At 62.5% G+C, this 17,864-nt stretch carries 12 protein-coding genes; 5 read left to right on the plus strand and 7 right to left on the minus strand.

Translation table 11 applies throughout. From position 1 onward, the window contains the following. Positions 1-85 precede the first annotated feature (85 nt). Positions 86-2,536 carry a glycogen/starch/alpha-glucan phosphorylase gene (locus ACOZJV_RS10860; protein WP_078469408.1) on the minus strand — a complete coding sequence of 817 codons (2,451 nt, stop codon included), beginning with the start codon at positions 2,534-2,536 and terminating at the stop codon, positions 86-88. Positions 2,537-2,773: 237 nt separating this feature from the next. Between ACOZJV_RS10860 and ACOZJV_RS10865 the strand changes: the two genes are divergently transcribed. Continuing rightward, positions 2,774-3,208 carry a YkgJ family cysteine cluster protein gene (locus ACOZJV_RS10865; RefSeq protein WP_020299518.1) on the plus strand — a complete coding sequence of 145 codons (435 nt, stop codon included), beginning with the start codon at positions 2,774-2,776 and terminating at the stop codon, positions 3,206-3,208. 230 nt (positions 3,209-3,438) lie between these two features. Here the strand turns inward: ACOZJV_RS10865 and typA are convergent, their stop codons facing one another. After that, entirely contained in the window at positions 3,439-5,259 is a 1,821-nt protein-coding gene (gene typA / locus ACOZJV_RS10870; protein ID WP_020299519.1) for a translational GTPase TypA, read from the minus strand. Between the two features lie 137 nt (positions 5,260-5,396). Beyond that, complete coding sequence (gene thiI, locus ACOZJV_RS10875) at positions 5,397-6,851, minus strand: tRNA uracil 4-sulfurtransferase ThiI (RefSeq protein WP_078469407.1); 1,455 nt, start codon at positions 6,849-6,851, stop codon at positions 5,397-5,399. A gap of 331 nt (positions 6,852-7,182) precedes the next feature. Here thiI and glnA point away from each other — a divergent pair, with 331 nt between their 5' ends. The 4 genes from glnA (at position 7,183) to ACOZJV_RS10895 (ending at position 12,062) form a co-directional block, all read left to right on the plus strand. Then, positions 7,183-8,589 carry a glutamate--ammonia ligase gene (gene glnA, locus ACOZJV_RS10880; protein ID WP_020299521.1) on the plus strand — a complete coding sequence of 469 codons (1,407 nt, stop codon included), beginning with the start codon at positions 7,183-7,185 and terminating at the stop codon, positions 8,587-8,589. Positions 8,590-8,747: 158 nt separating this feature from the next. Continuing rightward, a complete protein-coding gene (locus ACOZJV_RS10885) occupies positions 8,748-10,790 on the plus strand; it encodes a hypothetical protein (protein WP_421547615.1) in 2,043 nt (680 codons plus the stop codon). Positions 10,791-10,918: 128 nt separating this feature from the next. Further along, entirely contained in the window at positions 10,919-11,473 is a 555-nt protein-coding gene (locus ACOZJV_RS10890) for a chorismate mutase (RefSeq protein ID WP_421547616.1), read from the plus strand. 70 nt (positions 11,474-11,543) lie between these two features. Further along, positions 11,544-12,062 (plus strand): DUF4124 domain-containing protein, encoded by a 519-nt coding sequence (locus ACOZJV_RS10895; RefSeq protein WP_421547617.1) that lies wholly within the window; start codon positions 11,544-11,546, stop codon positions 12,060-12,062. 16 nt (positions 12,063-12,078) lie between these two features. On the opposite strand, the gene ACOZJV_RS10900 is transcribed toward ACOZJV_RS10895, so the two are convergent. The 4 genes from ACOZJV_RS10900 to ACOZJV_RS10915 are packed head-to-tail and all read right to left on the minus strand — an operon-like array spanning position 12,079 to position 17,840. Beyond that, the gene (locus ACOZJV_RS10900; RefSeq protein ID WP_078469402.1) at positions 12,079-13,281 is read right to left on the minus strand and encodes a 3-oxoadipyl-CoA thiolase; all 1,203 of its coding nucleotides are present in this window, start codon (positions 13,279-13,281) and stop codon (positions 12,079-12,081) included. 33 nt (positions 13,282-13,314) lie between these two features. Further along, complete coding sequence (locus tag ACOZJV_RS10905; protein ID WP_421547618.1) at positions 13,315-14,862, minus strand: 3-hydroxyacyl-CoA dehydrogenase; 1,548 nt, start codon at positions 14,860-14,862, stop codon at positions 13,315-13,317. 36 nt (positions 14,863-14,898) lie between these two features. Continuing rightward, positions 14,899-16,086: a CaiB/BaiF CoA transferase family protein gene (locus ACOZJV_RS10910; RefSeq protein WP_201129080.1), complete on the minus strand. Its 1,188-nt coding sequence runs from the start codon at positions 16,084-16,086 to the stop codon at positions 14,899-14,901. 32 nt (positions 16,087-16,118) lie between these two features. Further along, positions 16,119-17,840: an acyl-CoA dehydrogenase family protein gene (locus ACOZJV_RS10915; protein WP_421547619.1), complete on the minus strand. Its 1,722-nt coding sequence runs from the start codon at positions 17,838-17,840 to the stop codon at positions 16,119-16,121. Between the last annotated feature and the right edge of the window lie 24 nt (positions 17,841-17,864).

Raw genomic sequence — 17,864 nt, forward strand, 5'->3', positions numbered from 1 at the left:
CGCAGAAAAAACTGGCGCCCAGTATATCGACAAGGCCCAACAAACGTTGGGCCTTGTGCGCATTTCTAGAATTCTCTGAAAGCGGTTACTCCAGAGCCTTCCAGATCTCCGTGGCGTACTCGCGAATGGTTCGGTCCGAAGAGAACCAGCCCATCCGCGCACTGTTGAGCACTGCCGAACGCCACCATTCCTTGGAATCGTGCCAGCGCTCTTCGACCCGGGCCTGAGCGGCCCAGTAGGAATCGAAGTCGGCACAGACCAGGAAGCGGTCGTAGTCAATCAGTGAATCGATAAGCCCGGTGTAGCGCGACGGATCGTCCGGCGAAAACACCCCGCCACGGATGGCCTGCAACACATCGTTGAGCCGGTGGGAGGCGGCGATATCCGGCGCCGCGCTGAACTCGCCGTTACGCTTGCGGGCTTCCACCTGCTGAGCAGTGAGGCCGAAGATAAACATGTGATCGGCGCCCACGCGCTCGCACATCTCGACGTTGGCGCCGTCCAGGGTGCCGATGGTCAGCGCGCCGTTCAGGCCGAACTTCATGTTGCTGGTGCCCGAAGCTTCGAAGCCCGCGGTGGAGATCTGCTCCGACAGGTCGGCCGCCGGGATGATGCTTTCCGCCAGGCTGACGTTGTAGTTGGGCAGGAACACCACCTTGAGCAGGCCGCGCACGGTGGGGTCGTTGTTGACCGTGCGCGCGATGTCGTTGGTCAGCTTGATGATCAGCTTGGCCTGGTGATAACTGGCGGCGGCCTTGCCGGCGAAGATCTTCACCCGCGGCACCCAGTCGGTTTCCGGCTCGGCGCGGATCGCCTGGTACAGCGCCACGGTGTGCAGCAGGTTGAGCAACTGGCGCTTGTACTCGTGAATGCGCTTGACCTGCACATCGAACATGGCCGCCGGGTTGACCGAAATCCCCAGGCGCTCATGAATGATCGCCGCCAGGGCGCGCTTGCTGTGCAGGCGCTGCTCGGCGAACTGTTTGCGGAACCCGGGTTTTTCGGCAAAGGGCTCCAGCTTCAGCAGCAGCTCTTCAGGGTTGTCCAGCAACTCGGGGCCGACCGCCTCGACCATCATCGCCGTCAATTGGGCATTGGCCTGGTACAGCCAGCGGCGGAAGGTGATGCCGTTGGTCTTGTTGTTGATGCGTTCCGGATACAGCTTGTGCAGCTCCGAAAACACCGTGCTGCGCATCAGTTGGGTGTGCAGCCCGGACACGCCGTTGACGCTGTGGGAGCCGAGAAACGCCAGGTTGCCCATGCGCACCCGACGGCCATTGTCTTCCTCGATCAGCGACACCGCGCGCAGCACGTCGAAGTCATGGATGCCCTTGGCCCGCAGCGAATCGATGTGCTGGGCGTTGATCAGGTAAATGATCTGCATATGCCGCGGCAGCATGCGTTCCATCAGGCCGACCGGCCAGGTTTCCAGGGCTTCGGGGAGCAAGGTGTGGTTGGTGTAGGCCAGGGTTTCCACGGTGACTTGCCAGGCCGCATCCCAAGCGATGTCGTGCAGGTCGACCAGTTGGCGCATCAGTTCGGCCACGGCGATCGAGGGGTGGGTGTCGTTGAGCTGGATCGCCGCATGCTCGCCCAGGCTGAGCACCGAGCCGTGCATGTTTTTGTGGCGACGCAGCAGGTCTTGCAGCGAGGCCGAGACAAAGAAATATTCCTGGCGCAGACGCAGTTCCTGCCCCGCTTCGGTGCTGTCGGCCGGGTACAGCACACGGGAGATGCTTTCTGCCCGGGCGACCTCCGCCACCGCGCCCAAGTGGTCGCCGGCGTTGAAGCGTTCCAGGTGCAAGTCTTCCACCGCCCGCGCGCGCCACAGGCGCAGGGTATTCACGCTGGCACCGCGCCAGCCCACTACCGGCGTGTCATAGGCCACCGCGCGCACGGTTTCACTGGGGGTCCAGACCTGGATCGATTTGCCGCTGGCATCGAGCAGGGTTTCGACTCCGCCGCCAAAGCCGATCGGGTAGATCACCTCGGCACGCTCGAACTCCCAGGGGTTGCCGAAATCCAGCCAGTGCTCGGTCTGCTCCTGCTGCCAGCCATCGACGATGGCCTGGCGGAACAGCCCGTGCTCATAACGAATGCCGTAGCCATGGCCGGCGATGCCCAGGGTCGACATGCTTTCCATGAAGCACGCCGCCAGGCGCCCCAGGCCACCGTTGCCCAGGGCCGCATCCGGCTCCAGCAGGCGAATGCGTTCCAGGTCGACGCCCAGTTCGGTGAGGGCATCGCGCGCCACGTCGAGCAGCCCCAGGTTGCTCAGGCTGTCATACAGCAGGCGGCCGATAAGGAATTCCAGGGACAGGTAGTACACCCGCTTCTGACCCTTGCGGTAGATCTGCCGGGTGTGGTCCATCCAGTGTTCGACCATATGATCACGCGCCGCCAGGGCAATGGCTTCGAACCAGTCATGGTCAAAGGCGTGATCCGGGTCCTTGCCCACCGCGTAGGTGAGTTTGGTCAAGACGGCATCGCGGAATGCGGCTACCTCTGCTTCTCGTACAAGCGGTTCCTGAGACATCGATGCGACCTCGGGCGAGATAGAAGGAGTTGCTAGAGCCTAGACGGTCTGACAGACGGTAGACGCTCTGGTTCGGCAGTTTTTAAACTCATTCACCTTTGCGCTAATTAGATGCAGGGGCCGTGCCCGTTTATTCGCCAAAGCAGCCTTCGAGCTGAAAGCTGCAAAATATTGTTCAAAAAACCACCAATCCCGGTATGATCGCGCGCCCGGATAAAGCCCCCTCTTGGAAACCTGATGAAGCCTCAACTGATCGCCGCCGCGGAACTCGACCGTCTCGAGACCTGGCAGAAATACTCGAGCCATATGTGCGGCGGCTGTGTGTCGAGCTGCTGCACCCTGCCGGTCGAGGTGAAGATCAAGGACCTGATCCGCATCGGCATCGTCGATGAGTTCGAGCGTGGCGATCCGCCGAAGAACATCGCCAAGCGTTTGCAGAAAGAAGGCATCGTCGAGCGCTTCAACGCCAAGTCCGAGATCTTCACCCTGCAGCGCATGAGCAACGACGACTGCCTGTACCTGGATCGTAAAAGCCGCTTCTGCACTATTTATGACAAGCGCCCCGACACCTGCCGCAACCACCCGAAAATCGGGCCGCGCCCAGGCTACTGCGCCTACAAGCCCAAGGAAGTGGTGCGCGAAACCAAGCTGCGCACCCTCGAGAAGTTTTAAATAGCCTACCTGTGGCGAGGGAGCTTGCTCCCGCTGGGTTGCGAAGCGACCCCAATAAGGCTGGCGCGGTCTTTCAGGTAGATCGGGTCGATCTGCTTTAGGGCTGCTGCGCAGCCCAACGGGAGCAAGCTCCCTCGCCACAAGGTCGTTGCCAGGCCATAAAGCCCAGACAAACAAAAACGCCCCCGACCTTGCGGTCGGGGGCGTTTTTTTGCAGCTAACTAAATGACTTAGTTACTGCTTTTCTTGGCAGCGCGGGTACGCTCGCTTTCGCCCAGGATCTTCTTGCGAAGACGGATGGACTTAGGAGTGACTTCACACAGCTCGTCTTCTTGTACGAATTCCAGAGCTTGCTCCAGAGTGAAACGTACAGGCGGAACCAGAGCGATGGTTTCGTCTTTACCCGAAGCACGCATGTTGTCGAGCTTCTTGCCTTTGGTTGGGTTCACACCCAGGTCGTTGTCGCGGCTGTTCAGACCAACGATTTGACCTTCATAGATGTCCTGGCCGTGTTCGATGAACAGCTTGCCACGGGACTGCAGGGTTTCCAGCGAGTAGGTCAGCGCCTTACCGGTAGCAACCGATACCAGCACGCCGTTCTGACGGCCGGACATGTCGCCGGACTTCATCACGTCGTAACGGTCGAAGATCGAGGTCAGGATGCCTGCACCGGAGGTCAGGGTCAGGAACTCGTTACGGAAACCGATCAGGCCACGAGCCGGGATGTTGTACTCAAGGCGCACACGGCCCTTGCCATCCGGAACCATGTTGGTCAGGTCGCCTTTACGGATACCGATCTGCTCCATGATCGAACCTTGCGATTCTTCCGGCAGGTCGATGGTCACGTTTTCGTACGGTTCGTGCTTCACGCCGTCAACCATGCGGATGATCACTTCCGGACGACCAACACCCATTTCGAAGCCTTCGCGACGCATGGTTTCGATCAGTACCGAGAGGTGCAGCTCACCACGGCCGGAGACCTTGAACTTGTCAGCCGAGTCGCCTTCTTCAACGCGCAGAGCAACGTTGTAGAGCAGCTCTTTGTCCAGACGTTCCTTGATGTTACGGCTGGTCACGAACTTGCCTTCTTTACCGCAGAATGGCGAGTCGTTTACCTGGAAGGTCATGGAAACGGTTGGCTCGTCAACGGTCAGCGGCTTCATCGCTTCAACAGCGGTTGGGTCGCACAGGGTGTCGGAGATGAACAGCTGGTCGAAGCCGCTGATGCAGACGATGTCGCCGGCAGCTGCTTCTTCAACGTCGATGCGGTGCAGGCCGTGGTGACCCATCAGCTTGAGGATACGACCGTTGCGCTTCTTGCCGTCGGCGTCGATAGCCACGACCGGAGTGTTCGGCTTGACGCGACCACGAGCGATACGGCCAACGCCGATAACACCCAGGAAGCTGTTGTAGTCCAGAGCCGAGATTTGCATCTGGAACGGACCGTCACGGTCAACGGCTGGTGCTGGTACGTTGTCGACAATCGACTGGTACAGCGGGGTCATGTCTTCAGCCATGTCGGTGTGGTCAAGACCAGCAATACCGTTCAGGGCGGAGGCGTAAACCACTTTGAAGTCCAGCTGTTCTTCGGTAGCACCCAGGTTGTCGAACAGGTCGAAGATCTGGTCCAGAACCCAGTCCGGACGCGCGCCTGGACGGTCAACCTTGTTGATTACCACGATTGGACGCAGGCCGGCTTCGAAAGCCTTCTTGGTCACAAAACGGGTTTGCGGCATAGGGCCGTCCTGGGCATCAACCAGCAGCAGAACGGAGTCAACCATCGACATTACACGTTCAACTTCGCCGCCGAAGTCGGCGTGGCCCGGGGTGTCCACGATGTTGATGTGGTAGCCGTTCCAGTTGATGGCGGTGTTTTTCGCCAGAATGGTAATACCGCGCTCTTTCTCCTGGTCGTTGGAGTCCATCACGCGCTCGTCGTTGAGCTCGTTGCGCTCCAGAGTGCCGGATTGACGCAAGAGTTTGTCTACCAGGGTGGTTTTACCGTGGTCAACGTGAGCAATGATGGCGATGTTGCGTAGATTTTCGATCACTTGTGTATCTCGATCAGAGGATTCGGTGTGCTGACAGGTCGTGGCAGCGATTAACGTTGCGTCCGTAAAGCCGTTACAGCTCGACGGCGGCGTCGGGGGGCCGGTGACGCAGGCCACAGGCAAACATCCCCGGGCACTTAGCTCGGTCGATAAACGCGCACATTGGCATGTCCCTCACTGAGCAAATGGTGGGCATGCAGGCGACTCATCACGCCTTTGTCGCAATAGAGCAGGTACTGGCGAGTAGGGTCCAGTTCCTTGAAACGAGCGTTCAGTGCATAAAACGGCATCGCTTGTACCTCAATGCCAGCAAGCTCCAGCGGCTGATCTTCCTGAGCATCCGGGTGACGGATGTCGATCACGATCTGACCGGCCAGCGCTTCGCTGACTTCTTCGATCTGCAAATCCTGGCCCAACTCGTCGATCACTCGATCGATCGGCACCAGCTTGGCGTTCTCGAGCGCACGCTCCAGAACCGCCATATCGAATTCTTTCTCTTCATGCTCCACGCGCGGGCGCTTGGCGTGGGTCTTGGGGTTCACCGAGATGACCCCGCAATATTCCGGCATGTGCTTGGCGAAGTCGGCGGTGCCGATTTCATTCGCCAGGTCGATGATGTCCTGCTTGTGGCTGGCGATCAGCGGGCGCAGCACCAGCTTGTCGGTCACGCAGTCGATCACGGACAGGTTCGGCAGCGTCTGGCTCGACACCTGGGAAATCGCTTCACCGGTGACCAGGGCATCGATCTCCAGGCGGTCGGCGATTCTCGACGCAGCGCGCAACATCATACGCTTCAATACTACGCCCATATGACTGTTATCGACTTTGCCGAGAATTTCTCCCAGCACTTCCTCGAACGGCACGCTGACGAACAGCACGCGCTGAGAGCTGCCGTACTTCTTCCAGATAAAGTGCGCGACTTCCATCACGCCCAATTCGTGGGCACGCCCGCCCAGGTTGAAGAAGCAGAAATGACTCATCAGCCCGCGGCGCATGATCTGGTACGCCGCCACCGTGGAATCGAAACCGCCGGACATCAGGACCAGGGTCTGTTCCAGGGCGCCCAGGGGGTAGCCGCCGATGCTGTTGTGCTGGTTGTGGATCACAAACAACCGTTGGTCGCGAATTTCGATGCGAACTTCGATTTCCGGCTCTTTCAGGGAGATTCCGGCGGCGCCGCACTGACGACGCAGCTGGCTGCCGACGTATTTTTCGACCTCCATGGAGGTGAATTCATGCTTGCCGGCACGCTTGCAGCGCACGGAAAAAATCTTCCCCGCCAGGGCTTCGCCGAAGTGCTGCTTGCACTTGGCGACGATGTCGTCGAAGTCACCCAGCGGGTACTCGTCGACCTGCAGGAAATGCGCGATGCCCGGCATGCAACTCAGGCGCTCGGTCATGTCCTTCAAGGATTTGGGGTCAGTGAGCGCGGTTTCAAGCTCGAGGTTGTCCCAGACACCATTGACCACCACAGCCGGGTCCAGATCGCGGAGCACGGCACGGATGTTTTTCGCCAACTGACGGATGAAACGCATCCGTACCGGGCGGCTCTTGATGGTGATTTCCGGGAAAACTTTAACGATTAGTTTCATGAAAACAGCGCGCGCAGGGCCAGCCGAAAAAGGGGGGCGCGGATTATAGCGGAAATTGCTCAAGGTTTAACCAGTTTATGTACAGATGGTTTTCGATGCACCAAAACAGGTCATTTTGATTTATCGGCGCCACATTGCGGTGCGCGATTTTCCCGAAAACGGCGGATTGCACCTTTATATGCGTGAGTTTGGGGCAGAAAACCCAAGTCGGGGCACTGGCATGCAATTTGCTCCCTTGTGAGGCAGGTTGCCTTGGTCGAGTATTCGCGCCGGCATCACCCACATTCTAAGGGCACTCCACTACTTAGCCCGAAGCCACCCGGAGGACACTATGTCGAAGTCGGTTCAACTCATCAAAGATCATGACGTCAAGTGGATTGATCTGCGCTTCACTGATACCAAAGGCACTCAGCACCACGTGACCATGCCGGCCCGTGACGCGCTGGATGACGCCTTCTTCGAAGAAGGCAAAATGTTCGACGGCTCCTCCATCGCTGGCTGGAAAGGCATCGAAGCCTCCGACATGATCCTGATGCCGGACGACACCACTGCCGTACTCGACCCGTTCACCGAAGAGCCGACCCTGATCCTGGTCTGCGACGTGATCGAGCCTTCGACCATGCAAGGCTACGACCGTGACCCACGGGCCATCGCCAAGCGTGCCGAGGAATACCTGAAGTCGACCGGTATCGGCGACACCGTATTCGTAGGCCCGGAGCCTGAGTTCTTCATCTTCGACGAAGTGAAGTTCAAGTCCGACATCTCCGGTTCCATGTTCAAAATCTTCTCCGAACAAGGTTCGTGGATGTCCGACCAGGACGTGGAAGGCGGCAACCGTGGCCACCGTCCAGGTATCAAGGGCGGCTACTTCCCGGTTCCTCCGTTCGACCACGACCACGAAATCCGTACCTCCATGTGCAACGCCATGGAAGAAATGGGCCTGGTCATCGAAGTTCACCACCACGAAGTGGCGACTGCCGGCCAGAACGAAATCGGCGTCAAGTTCAACACCCTGGTAGCCAAGGCTGACGAAGTTCAGACCCTGAAGTACTGCGTACACAACGTGGCTGATGCCTACGGCCGTACCGCTACCTTCATGCCTAAGCCTCTGTACGGCGACAACGGCTCGGGTATGCACGTTCACCTGTCCATCGCCAAAGATGGCAAGAACACCTTCGCTGGCGAAGGTTATGCCGGCCTGTCCGACACCGCCCTGTACTTCATCGGCGGCATCATCAAGCACGGTAAGGCCCTGAACGGCTTCACCAACCCGTCGACCAACTCCTACAAGCGTCTGGTCCCAGGTTTCGAAGCACCCGTGATGCTGGCCTACTCGGCTCGCAACCGTTCCGCTTCGATCCGTATTCCTTACGTGTCCAGCCCTCGCGCTCGCCGTATCGAAGCCCGCTTCCCGGATCCAGCAGCCAACCCGTACCTGGGCTTCGCTGCACTGCTGATGGCTGGCCTGGACGGCATCCAGAACAAGATCCACCCTGGCGACGCTGCTGACAAAAACCTGTATGACCTGCCGCCTGAAGAGGCCAAAGAGATCCCACAAGTTTGCGGCAGCCTGAAAGAAGCCCTGGAAGAGCTGGACAAAGGTCGTGCGTTCCTGACCAAAGGCGGCGTTTTCAGCGACGACTTCATCGACGCTTACATCGCCCTGAAAAGCGAAGAAGAAATCAAGGTTCGTACCTTCGTGCACCCACTGGAATACGAGCTGTACTACAGCTGCTGATCCCGTGACGCCCGCGCAAGCGGCGTAACCAAGAGGCCTCCTTCGGGAGGCCTTTTTTATTGCCCGGCCATTGGCCGCGATTGTTCCTTCGCTCGCCCCTTCGGTGGATAATCCGCGCCTCGCGCACCCTCGGTGCGGCGCATTGACGAAGGAATGGTATGCAATGGACACGCGCGCTCGGCCTGATCGCTTGCCTGGCTTTGAGCCAGGCCCAGGCTGCGCCCTTCTACGAAGGCAAGACCCTGGCCCATCCACTGATCACCGGCCTGGCGGAAAGCTCGGCGACCCTGGCCTTTATCAAGACGCCTGCCGGAGTGCAGGGCTATTACGCGGTCGATGAGGCGCAAAGCCAGGCGCAATTGCTGGACGATTTCGGCAAGGCCTCGATCGAGTCGGTGTTCAACATCGCCCTGGATAACCAGCACCTGACACGCCTGGTGCTGTTCAAGCTGCAGGGCAACTATCACCTGCGCGCCTACCGTTATGACGACAACGACCACCTCTACAGCCGCCTGGGCAATCTGCAAAAAGCCCTGGACCGCATTACCCAGGGCCAGCGCAAACTCGACGCACGCACGGTGAACCAGGCCCTGAGCCAGCTCACGCCGCTCAATTACCGGGTTTCCTACGAAGATTCGGGCATTACCGAGTTCGACCAGCTCGACCACAGCGCCGGGACCCTGGTGGGTTACTTCGGCCAGGACGGCCAGCCCCTGGGCAATACCTCGCCAGGTGCCGAGGCCTACAGCTACAAAAAGACCTTTGGCGAAAAACAGGGGCGCTTTCTCAGCGTCACCTATCAGCGCGACCAGAGCCCGGCCCTGGTCGACGGCCCGCGCCAGCTCTACAACTACCAGGCCAGCCGCGTGACCTGGGACACCGAACCCGCGCGCCTGACCGGCAGCGAAGACGGGCCCTCCGTGGCCTACAGCGAAAACGGGGCCATCGCCTCTCGCGGGCCTTACACCCATGGCCAACGCAACGGCGAGTGGGGCTTTGCCGGACCGTCCAACAGTTGGTCCCACGGGCCCTATGTCGACGGCAAGCGCCAGGGCCAATGGAGCCTGTCCAATGAAAGCGAAGGCTACGGCATGACCGGTCTGTATCGCGACGACCTGCGGGAAGGACGCTGGGACATCAAGCTGAGCGACTCCGAAGCCCTGGAAGACGGCGGCTTCGTCACCTACCTCCATGACCTGCGCAACGGCCCCAGTGAAAGCCGCGAAGGTGGCGCGGTGCTGGAGCGGGGCGACTACCGCGATGACCTGCGCCAGGGGCCCTGGCTGACCACCGCCGGCAGCGGCAGCTACGACCGGGGCCTGAAGAGCGGGCCCTGGCAACTCAAGGCCGCCGATGGTCACACCCACAGCGTCAGCTTTGTTGCGGACAAGATGCAGGGCGAACTGCGCGACACCGACGCCCAGGGCGTGCTGCGGGTCATCGAGCACTATCGCGACGGCCTGCTCTGGGGCACTCAGGAGGGTTACAACGACAGCGGCCAGTTGATGTATTCCTATGCCTACGAAAACGGCCAGCGCGAAGGTCGCTCGCTGATCTACAGCGCCGACGGCAAGGTGCTGCTGTCGGACATGAGCTACAAGAACGGCAACAAGCAGGGCCCGTACCTGACTTTCCTCGCGGACGGTTCGCCGGCCACGGTCGGGCGCGTCGAGGGCAGCGAATTCATTGGCCTGATGACCCAGCTCGATGAGCATGGCCAGATCTTTTCCGCCGCAACCCGCTGCCGCTTCCAAAGCTACCAGTCGACCGTCGGCCTCTGCGGCATGTCCCGCGAGTTCCGCCAGGGCCGGGTCACCAGCGAACGCGACTACCTGTACGGCGAGCTGCAGGAGTACCGCGAATACAACGCGCAAACCGGACTCAAGACCCGAGAGCGCGTCATCGGCAAGGGTGACCAGGTCAGCGAAATCACCTACTACGACAACGGCCAGGTCGAGTGCCGGGTCAACAAGGTCGGGTTCGAGTGGATGACCATCAACCAGCAGAAGCTCAAGAACTACAACCAGGCGGTCCTGAGCGGCGAGCAGCTGTGTTACTACCCCAATGGCGTGATCAAGAGTCGCGACTTTTTCGACAAGGGCCCTACCGGTTGCAAGACCCTGTATGACGAGACCGGCAAGCAAACCTTCCCCGGCCCCAGCGGTTGCCGCAGACCGACCAGTGCCGAGGCCGTGCACTGACCGGCGCGCCTGGTACAGGTCACAACCGGCGCTCGCCAAATCCTCGCGCCCAGGGCGAGCGCTTGCCAGACCGGGCGCCTTTGCGTGCATCATGGCCGCCGACTTGCCCACAACAGCCGAGATCGCCCATGCCCCTGCACGCCACACTCTGCCTCGCCCTGACGACCCTGCTGCTGGCCGGCAACGCCTGCGCAGCCAACGCCCCGACCACTCTCGCCCCGTTGTTGAGCAGTATCGAGGCGCGCCTGGCAATAGCCGACCAGGTGGCCCTGAGCAAATGGGACAGCCATAAAGCCGTGGAAGACCGCCCCCGGGAGCGTGAAGTGATTGCCGGCGCGGTGGCCCAGGCCGCGCAATACTCACTGGCCGCCGCCGATGTTGAGCAGTTTTTTGCAGCGCAGATCGAAGCCAACAAGCTGGTGCAATACGCCCACCTGTCTGCCTGGCACCTGCAAGGCCACGCGCCGGACAGCGCCCGCCCCGATCTGCTGGGGCAGATCCGCCCGCAACTCGATCAGTTACAAAAACGCCTGCTGCAGCAACTGGCCGACTTCAGCCCGGCGCGCACCGATGCGCAATGCCCGCAGTGGCTGGCCCAGGCCACCCAGGCCGCAAGCCAGGACCCACTGCGCAGGCTGGCCCTGACCCGGGCCACGGCCGAGCTTTGTGTGTTCAAAGGTTAAGCCCGCGCCCCGCGAACGGCCCCTTGCTCTAGGCTGGGGCCCTCACCTCGCCGCCCAGGAACCCTCAGCCATGCGCGCTGCCGTTTGCTACCTGCTGCTGATCATCTGTCTGCCGGCGACGGCGCAGATCTATCAATACACCGATGCCCAGGGCAACCCGGCCTACAGTGATCAGCCGCCAAGCGACACCCGCAGCCAGGCCATTGCGCCAACGCCCACCCATGCCATTTCCGGCCCAACCCGCTTGCCGTTACCGACGCCGCCACCTGCCGCCAGGCCGCGCACCGTTGTGGCGCAGCCCTATGAGGTGCTGCAAGTCAGTGGCTTGCCGCGCGACGGCGCATTGCGGGCCAACAACGGCAGCTTCAGCGTGCAGGTGCTGCTGCGACCGAACCTGCAAGGGCCCCATCGCCTGCGCCTGCTGTTGGACGACCAGCCCTACGGCCAACCCGGCACGGCACTGGAACTGCATCTGGAAAATATCGACCGCGGCGAACATCGCCTGGCGGTCCAGGTACTCGATGGCGAACACGTGGTGCAACAAAGCCCGAGCACCACGTTTCACCTGCTGCGGGTGCACCGGCCTTGAGGTTGAGCCCTGGGCCTCAGGCGCGCTCAATGACCATGGCCACACCCTGGCCCAACCCGACGCAGAGGCTGACCACCGCATAGCGCAGCTTGTAGCGTTGCAAGGTGCGGCAGGCACTCAGTACCAGGCGAGCGCCGGATGCGCCCAGCGGATGACCGATGGCAATGGCCCCGCCGCCCGGGTTGACCCGAGGGTCGTCATGGCGCAGGCCCAGGACTTTGAGACAGGCCAGCACCTGCACCGCGAATGCCTCGTTGATTTCAATCAGGTCGACCTGCTCCAGGGTCAGGCCGGCACGGTGCAACGCCAGCTCGATGGCCTGATGCGGGCCGATCCCCATGATTCGCGGCTCCACGCCGACGGCGGCCGACGAAAGAATCCGCGCCATCGGGGCCACCCCATGCGCCTCGCCAATGGCGCGATTGCCGAGCAACAGCACCGCCGCACCGTCGTTGATCCCCGAGGCATTACCCGCAGTGATCACCGAGCCCGGAGCCAGGGGCGACATTTTCGACAGCCGTTCGAAATCGGATTGCGGCCGTGGATGTTCGTCGTGGCTGACCTGCAGCACCTCGCCCTTGCGCCCCGCCGGCACCTCGACCGGCAGGATCTCGTCGTCCAGGTGCCCGGCCTGCAGGGCCGACTGGTAACGCGATTGGGACAGCGCGGCAAAGATATCGGCCTGCTCGCGACTGATGGAAAACAGCCGCGCCAGGTTGTCAGCGGTCTGCGGCATGCTGTCGTTGCCGTAGAGCCGGACCAGACGCGGGTTGCTGAAACGCGCGCCGAGGGTGCTGTCCGCCACCTCCGCCGAGCGGCTGAACGCGCTCTCGGCCTTGGCCATGACAAAGGGCGCACGGGACATGCTTTCGACGCCGCCAGCCAGGTACAACTGGCCCTCGCCACAGGTGATGGCACGCGCCGCATCGACCACCGCCGACAGGCCGCTGGCGCACAGGCGGTTGATCGTCTGCCCGGGCACGCACCAAGGCAGGCCGGCGCTGAGCAAGGCATTGCGCGCCAGGTTGCGGCTGTCTTCGCCCGCCTGGTTGGTGCAGCCCAGAATCACCTCCTCCAGCTCATCCATCGGCAAGCCCGAGGTTTCCATCAACCGGGCCAGCAACGGCCCGACCAGATCATCCGGGCGCACCCGCGACAGGCAACCGGCATAGCGGCCGAACGGGGTACGCAAACCGCTGTAAATGTAGGCATCAAGCATGGCGCAACTCTCATGGCAGGTGGACGACAGCACTCAAGCCAGCAGCGGCTCGGGCGCCTGACACAACGACAGGCCCAGGCGCACCCGGCGCCGCAGCCAGCCACTCGGGCGATAGCGCGGCTCGCCGGTCAGGGCGTGCATGCGCAGCAGAATCTGTAACAGCCGCTCGGCACCCAATTGATCGCCCCAGGCCAGCGGTCCCTGGGGGTAACCGAGCCCCAGGCGCACCGCGGTATCGATATCGGCAACCGAGGCAATGCCTTGCTGGGCGATGTCGCAAGCCAGGTTGACGATCGACGCCAGGGTTCGTTGCAGGACAAAACCGCAGCTGTCGTGGATCAGCGTCACCCGGCCACCGTCAGCACTGAACAAGTCGTGGGCAGCCTGCTGCATGTCCGGCCGGGTGCTGGGAGTGAGCATCAGGCAGCGCTGGTGATCGAGCCCGAACAAGGTATCGATCGCCACCGTGCGCGCCGGGTCGACCCCATGACGCAAGGCGGCCTCAGTGGCGTCATCGCCCAGGGGCGCCAGCAGGCACAACGCATCGCCGGATGGCCTAGGGCCGGTTTGCAGCTCCACCCCCAGGCGCTGGAGCAGGGCCAACAGACGCGCATGCCCCAGCTCGTCATCAGCGGCCATCCACACCGCCGGCGGCATACCACGTGGCGCCGATACAGAGGATGGCTGCGGAGTGTCGTGCACGCCGTCATAGCGGTAGAAACCCTGGCCACTCTTGCGCCCCAGATGGCCAGCAGCCTGCATCTGGCGCAGCAGCGGATGGGGGCGGTAGCGCGGCTCCTGGTAGAACTGCCGGTAGACCGATTCCATCACCGGCAGGCTGACATCCAGGCCCACCAGGTCCATCAGTTCGAAGGGCCCCATGGCGAATCCGGCACCGTCACGCAGCAGTGCATCGATCTGCGCCACCGACGCCACGCCCTCGCTCAAGATACGCAGGGCCTCGGTGCCAAACGCACGGCCGGCATGGTTGACGATAAAACCGGGGGAATCCTTGGCCAGCACCGGCTGGTGCCCGATGTGCCGCACCAGGGCCTGCAATTGCCCGGCGATCTCGGGCGCGGTTTCCAGGCCGGCGATCACTTCCACCAGGCGCATACGCGGCACCGGGTTGAAGAAGTGCAGCCCCGCGACCCGCTGCGGGTTACGACAGGCCGCCGCGATGGCCGTGATCGACAGCGACGAGGTGTTGCTCGCCAGCAGCGCGCTGCTGTCCAGCACCTGCTCCAGTTCCCGGAACAGCTGCTGCTTGGCCTCCAGGTTTTCGACGATCGCCTCGATCACCAACTGGCAGTCGCCCAGCGCTTGCAGGCTGTCCATGACCTGTAGCTTGCCCAGCGCCTGCACCACTGCCTCCGGGCTCATGCGTGCCTTGTCCTGCAACCGGGCGAAGCGCACGTGCAGTTGCTCGCGAGCACTATCGGCGGCACCGGAACGGGCGTCGAACAGTTGCACCGTCAGCCCGGCCTGGAGCAGCACCTGGGTGATGCCCTGGCCCATGGCGCCGGCACCGACCACGCCGATGCATTGCAAGGTGTTCAGGCAGACCGACTCGCCATTCATAAAGCGCTCCCGAAAAATGAAACAGCCATGACGTGCTCAGCCGCGCACGATGCCGCTGGCGTACAGGCCGGCGATCATCTGCGCATCCAGGCCCAGGCCTTCGAGAACCTGGCGCGTGTCCTGGCCCAGGGCCGGCGGTGCACTGCGGTAGCTGGCGGGGGTGCGCGACAGCTTCACCGGCGAGCCGACCCCGCGGTAATCGTCGATCTGCACCAGCAAGCCCCGGTGCCGGGTGTGGGGGTGGGCCACCACCTGGTCGATGGTGGCAATCGAACCGCAGGGCACCCCCAGGCCAATCAGCTGCTGGGCCAAGGCCGCGCCGTCATGGGTTTGCAGGTGGTGCTCCAGCGCCTGCTTCAGTGCCTCACGGTTGACCGAGCGGCTGCCGTTGCTGGCAAAACGCGGGTCATCGAGCAAGGCACCCGCCCCCAGTTGCTCGCACAATCGGGCGAACTGGCGGTCGTTGCCCACAGCCAGGAAGATCGGCACGCTGCCGGTGCGATAGCTGTCGTAGGGCGCGATATTGGGGTGGGCATTGCCGGTGCGCTGCGGGGTCTTGCCGGCGGCGAAGAAGTTCGCCAGGTGCGGGTGCAGCAGCGACACGCCGCAATCGTAAAGGCTGATGTCCAGGGACTGCCCAAGGCCGCTGCGGTGACGTTCATTGAGCGCCAGCAGAATCCCGGCCAGGGCGTTCAGGCCGGTGACCATGTCCACAATCGGCAGCCCGATGCGCAACGGCCCGCCATCGCCTTCGCCGTTGACGCTCATCAAGCCCGCCATCGCCTGGATCACCGCGTCGTAGCCGGGCAAGCCGCCCAGGGGCCCATCGCCGCCAAACCCGGAAATCGCGCAATGGATCAGCCCCGGGAAGCGCTGGCTCAGCACCTCGGCATAACCGATCCCCCAGCGCTGCAGGGTGCCTGGCTTGAAGTTCTCCACCAGCACGTCGGCACCTTCCAGCAGTTGCATCAACAGATCCAGGCCCTCGGGCCGCGACAGGTCAACGGCGATCCCTTGCTTGTTGCGGTTCACACCCTTGAAGTACGAGGCATCGTCACCCTCGAAGGGCGGCCCCCAGCCACGGGTTTCGTCGCCGCCCAATGGTTCGAGCTTGATCACTTCGGCGCCATGGTCAGCCAGTGCCTGGGAGCAGTAAGGGCCGCCCAGCACGCGGCTGAGGTCAATGACTTTCAGGCCCGCCAGGGCACCTTGGGTTGGGTTCATCAGTGTTCTCCAGCAAAGAGGGGAAGTGCCGTTCAGGCAGGCAGCAACTGCATGGCTTCAGCCAGCGACAGCGGACGCTCATTGGCCAGGTTCGCCAGCAGCGCGGCGTCGATCACCGGCGCCGAACGCAGCGGGTCGCGGGGCAGCAACTTGTGCTGCAGCACCAGATGGGCCAAGGCCAGGCGGCGATAGTCAGGTGCCTGGCGACAGGCTTCCCAGGCCATGAAAATCGCGCTGGCGAGGTGATACAGGGCGCTGCCGGCCTGGCGCACCTGTTCGTCCTGACGCTGCCGGGCCACCTCGTCGAAGTGGCTGACCGTACGCTGCAGGGTCACCTCGAACAGGCGCCGGCTGGGCTCCGGCAAGTCGGCTTCGGCCAGCAATTGCGCAAGCATTTTCTGCAAGGGTTCCAGGGCTTGCTCGCGGGTCACGGCGCGGGCGATATCCAACGCAACAATGTTGCTGGTGCCTTCCCAGATCGAACCCAGGTGGGCATCGCGCACCAGCCGCCCGTCGCTCCACTCTTCGATGTAACCGACCCCGCCGCGTACCTCCATGGCATCGCCGGTCACCCGCCGCGCATCGCGACAGGCGCGGAACTTGATCATCGGGGTGAGGATGCGCACACACTTGCGCGCCGCTTCATCGCCGCCATCGGCCCGAGGCAGCAACGTGGCGATCTGCATGAACATCGAGCGGGCCTGCTCGGTGGGCAGCATCATCTTCAGCAACTGGCGCTGCATCAGCGGCATTTCGATCAGGTGTTTGCCGAAGGCTCGGCGCTGGCGCGCGATAAACAGCGCCTCGTTGAGGCCACGGCGCATCAACCCCGCCGCACGCACCCCGTTGGACAGGCGCGACATGTTGACCATGTCGGCCATCTGCTGAAAACCGCGGCCGACTTCGCCGATCAGGTACGCGGTGGCACCTTCCAGGGTGATCTCGCCACTGGCCATCGAGCGGCTGCCCAACTTGTCCTTCAGACGCTGGATCCGGTAGGCGTTGCGCGAACCATCGGGGCGCAGCCTGGGCAGCAGGAACAGGGTGACCCCGGCCATGCCCGTCGGGGCATCGTCAGGCCGGGCCAGAACCATGGCCAGGTCGGCATCCGGGTTGGAACAGAACCACTTTTCGCCAAACAGCTGCCATTCGCCATTCTCAAGCCGCGCCCGGGTTTCGGTGCGCGACACATCGGAGCCGGCCGCCTGCTCGGTCATGAACATGGCGCCCTGGAACAGTTGGTCAAAATCCTGTGACGCCAGCTGCGGCAGGTAGCGTTCCACCAATTCCGGGGCACCGAACTTGCGCAATGTGCGGGTCAGGGAGTCGGTCATGCTCACCGGGCAGCACAGGCCGAACTCCGCCTGCACGAACAGGTAGGTCAGCGCGTACTTCACCAGCGGCAGCGCCGGCTCGGGGCGATGGCTCATGGCGGCCAGGCCCAGTTCGGCATAGGCGACACGCTCCAGCTCAACGAAGTCGGGATGCTTGGCGATGCTTTGCAGGTTTTCCCCTCGTCGGGTGCGGGGCCGCAGTACCGGGGGATTCTTGTCGGCCGACAGGGCCAGCACGTCCAGTTCGCCACCCGCCCTGGCCCCCAGGCGCTGCCAGGTCGGTAGCCACTGCCCATAGACCTGCGCCGGCAGGTAAACCTTGAGCAGCGCGGCCAGCCCGGCATCGCATTCGAATAGATTCAGGCCCCGGCTATCGGGGATGTTCAGGCTGTCTTCGGTGGCGTGTGGCTCGACGTTCATGGGGCGTCTCCTGGTTCTTGTACG

The organism is Pseudomonas sp. QD4 (assembly GCF_049199125.1).
GTDB lineage: Bacteria > Pseudomonadota > Gammaproteobacteria > Pseudomonadales > Pseudomonadaceae > Aquipseudomonas.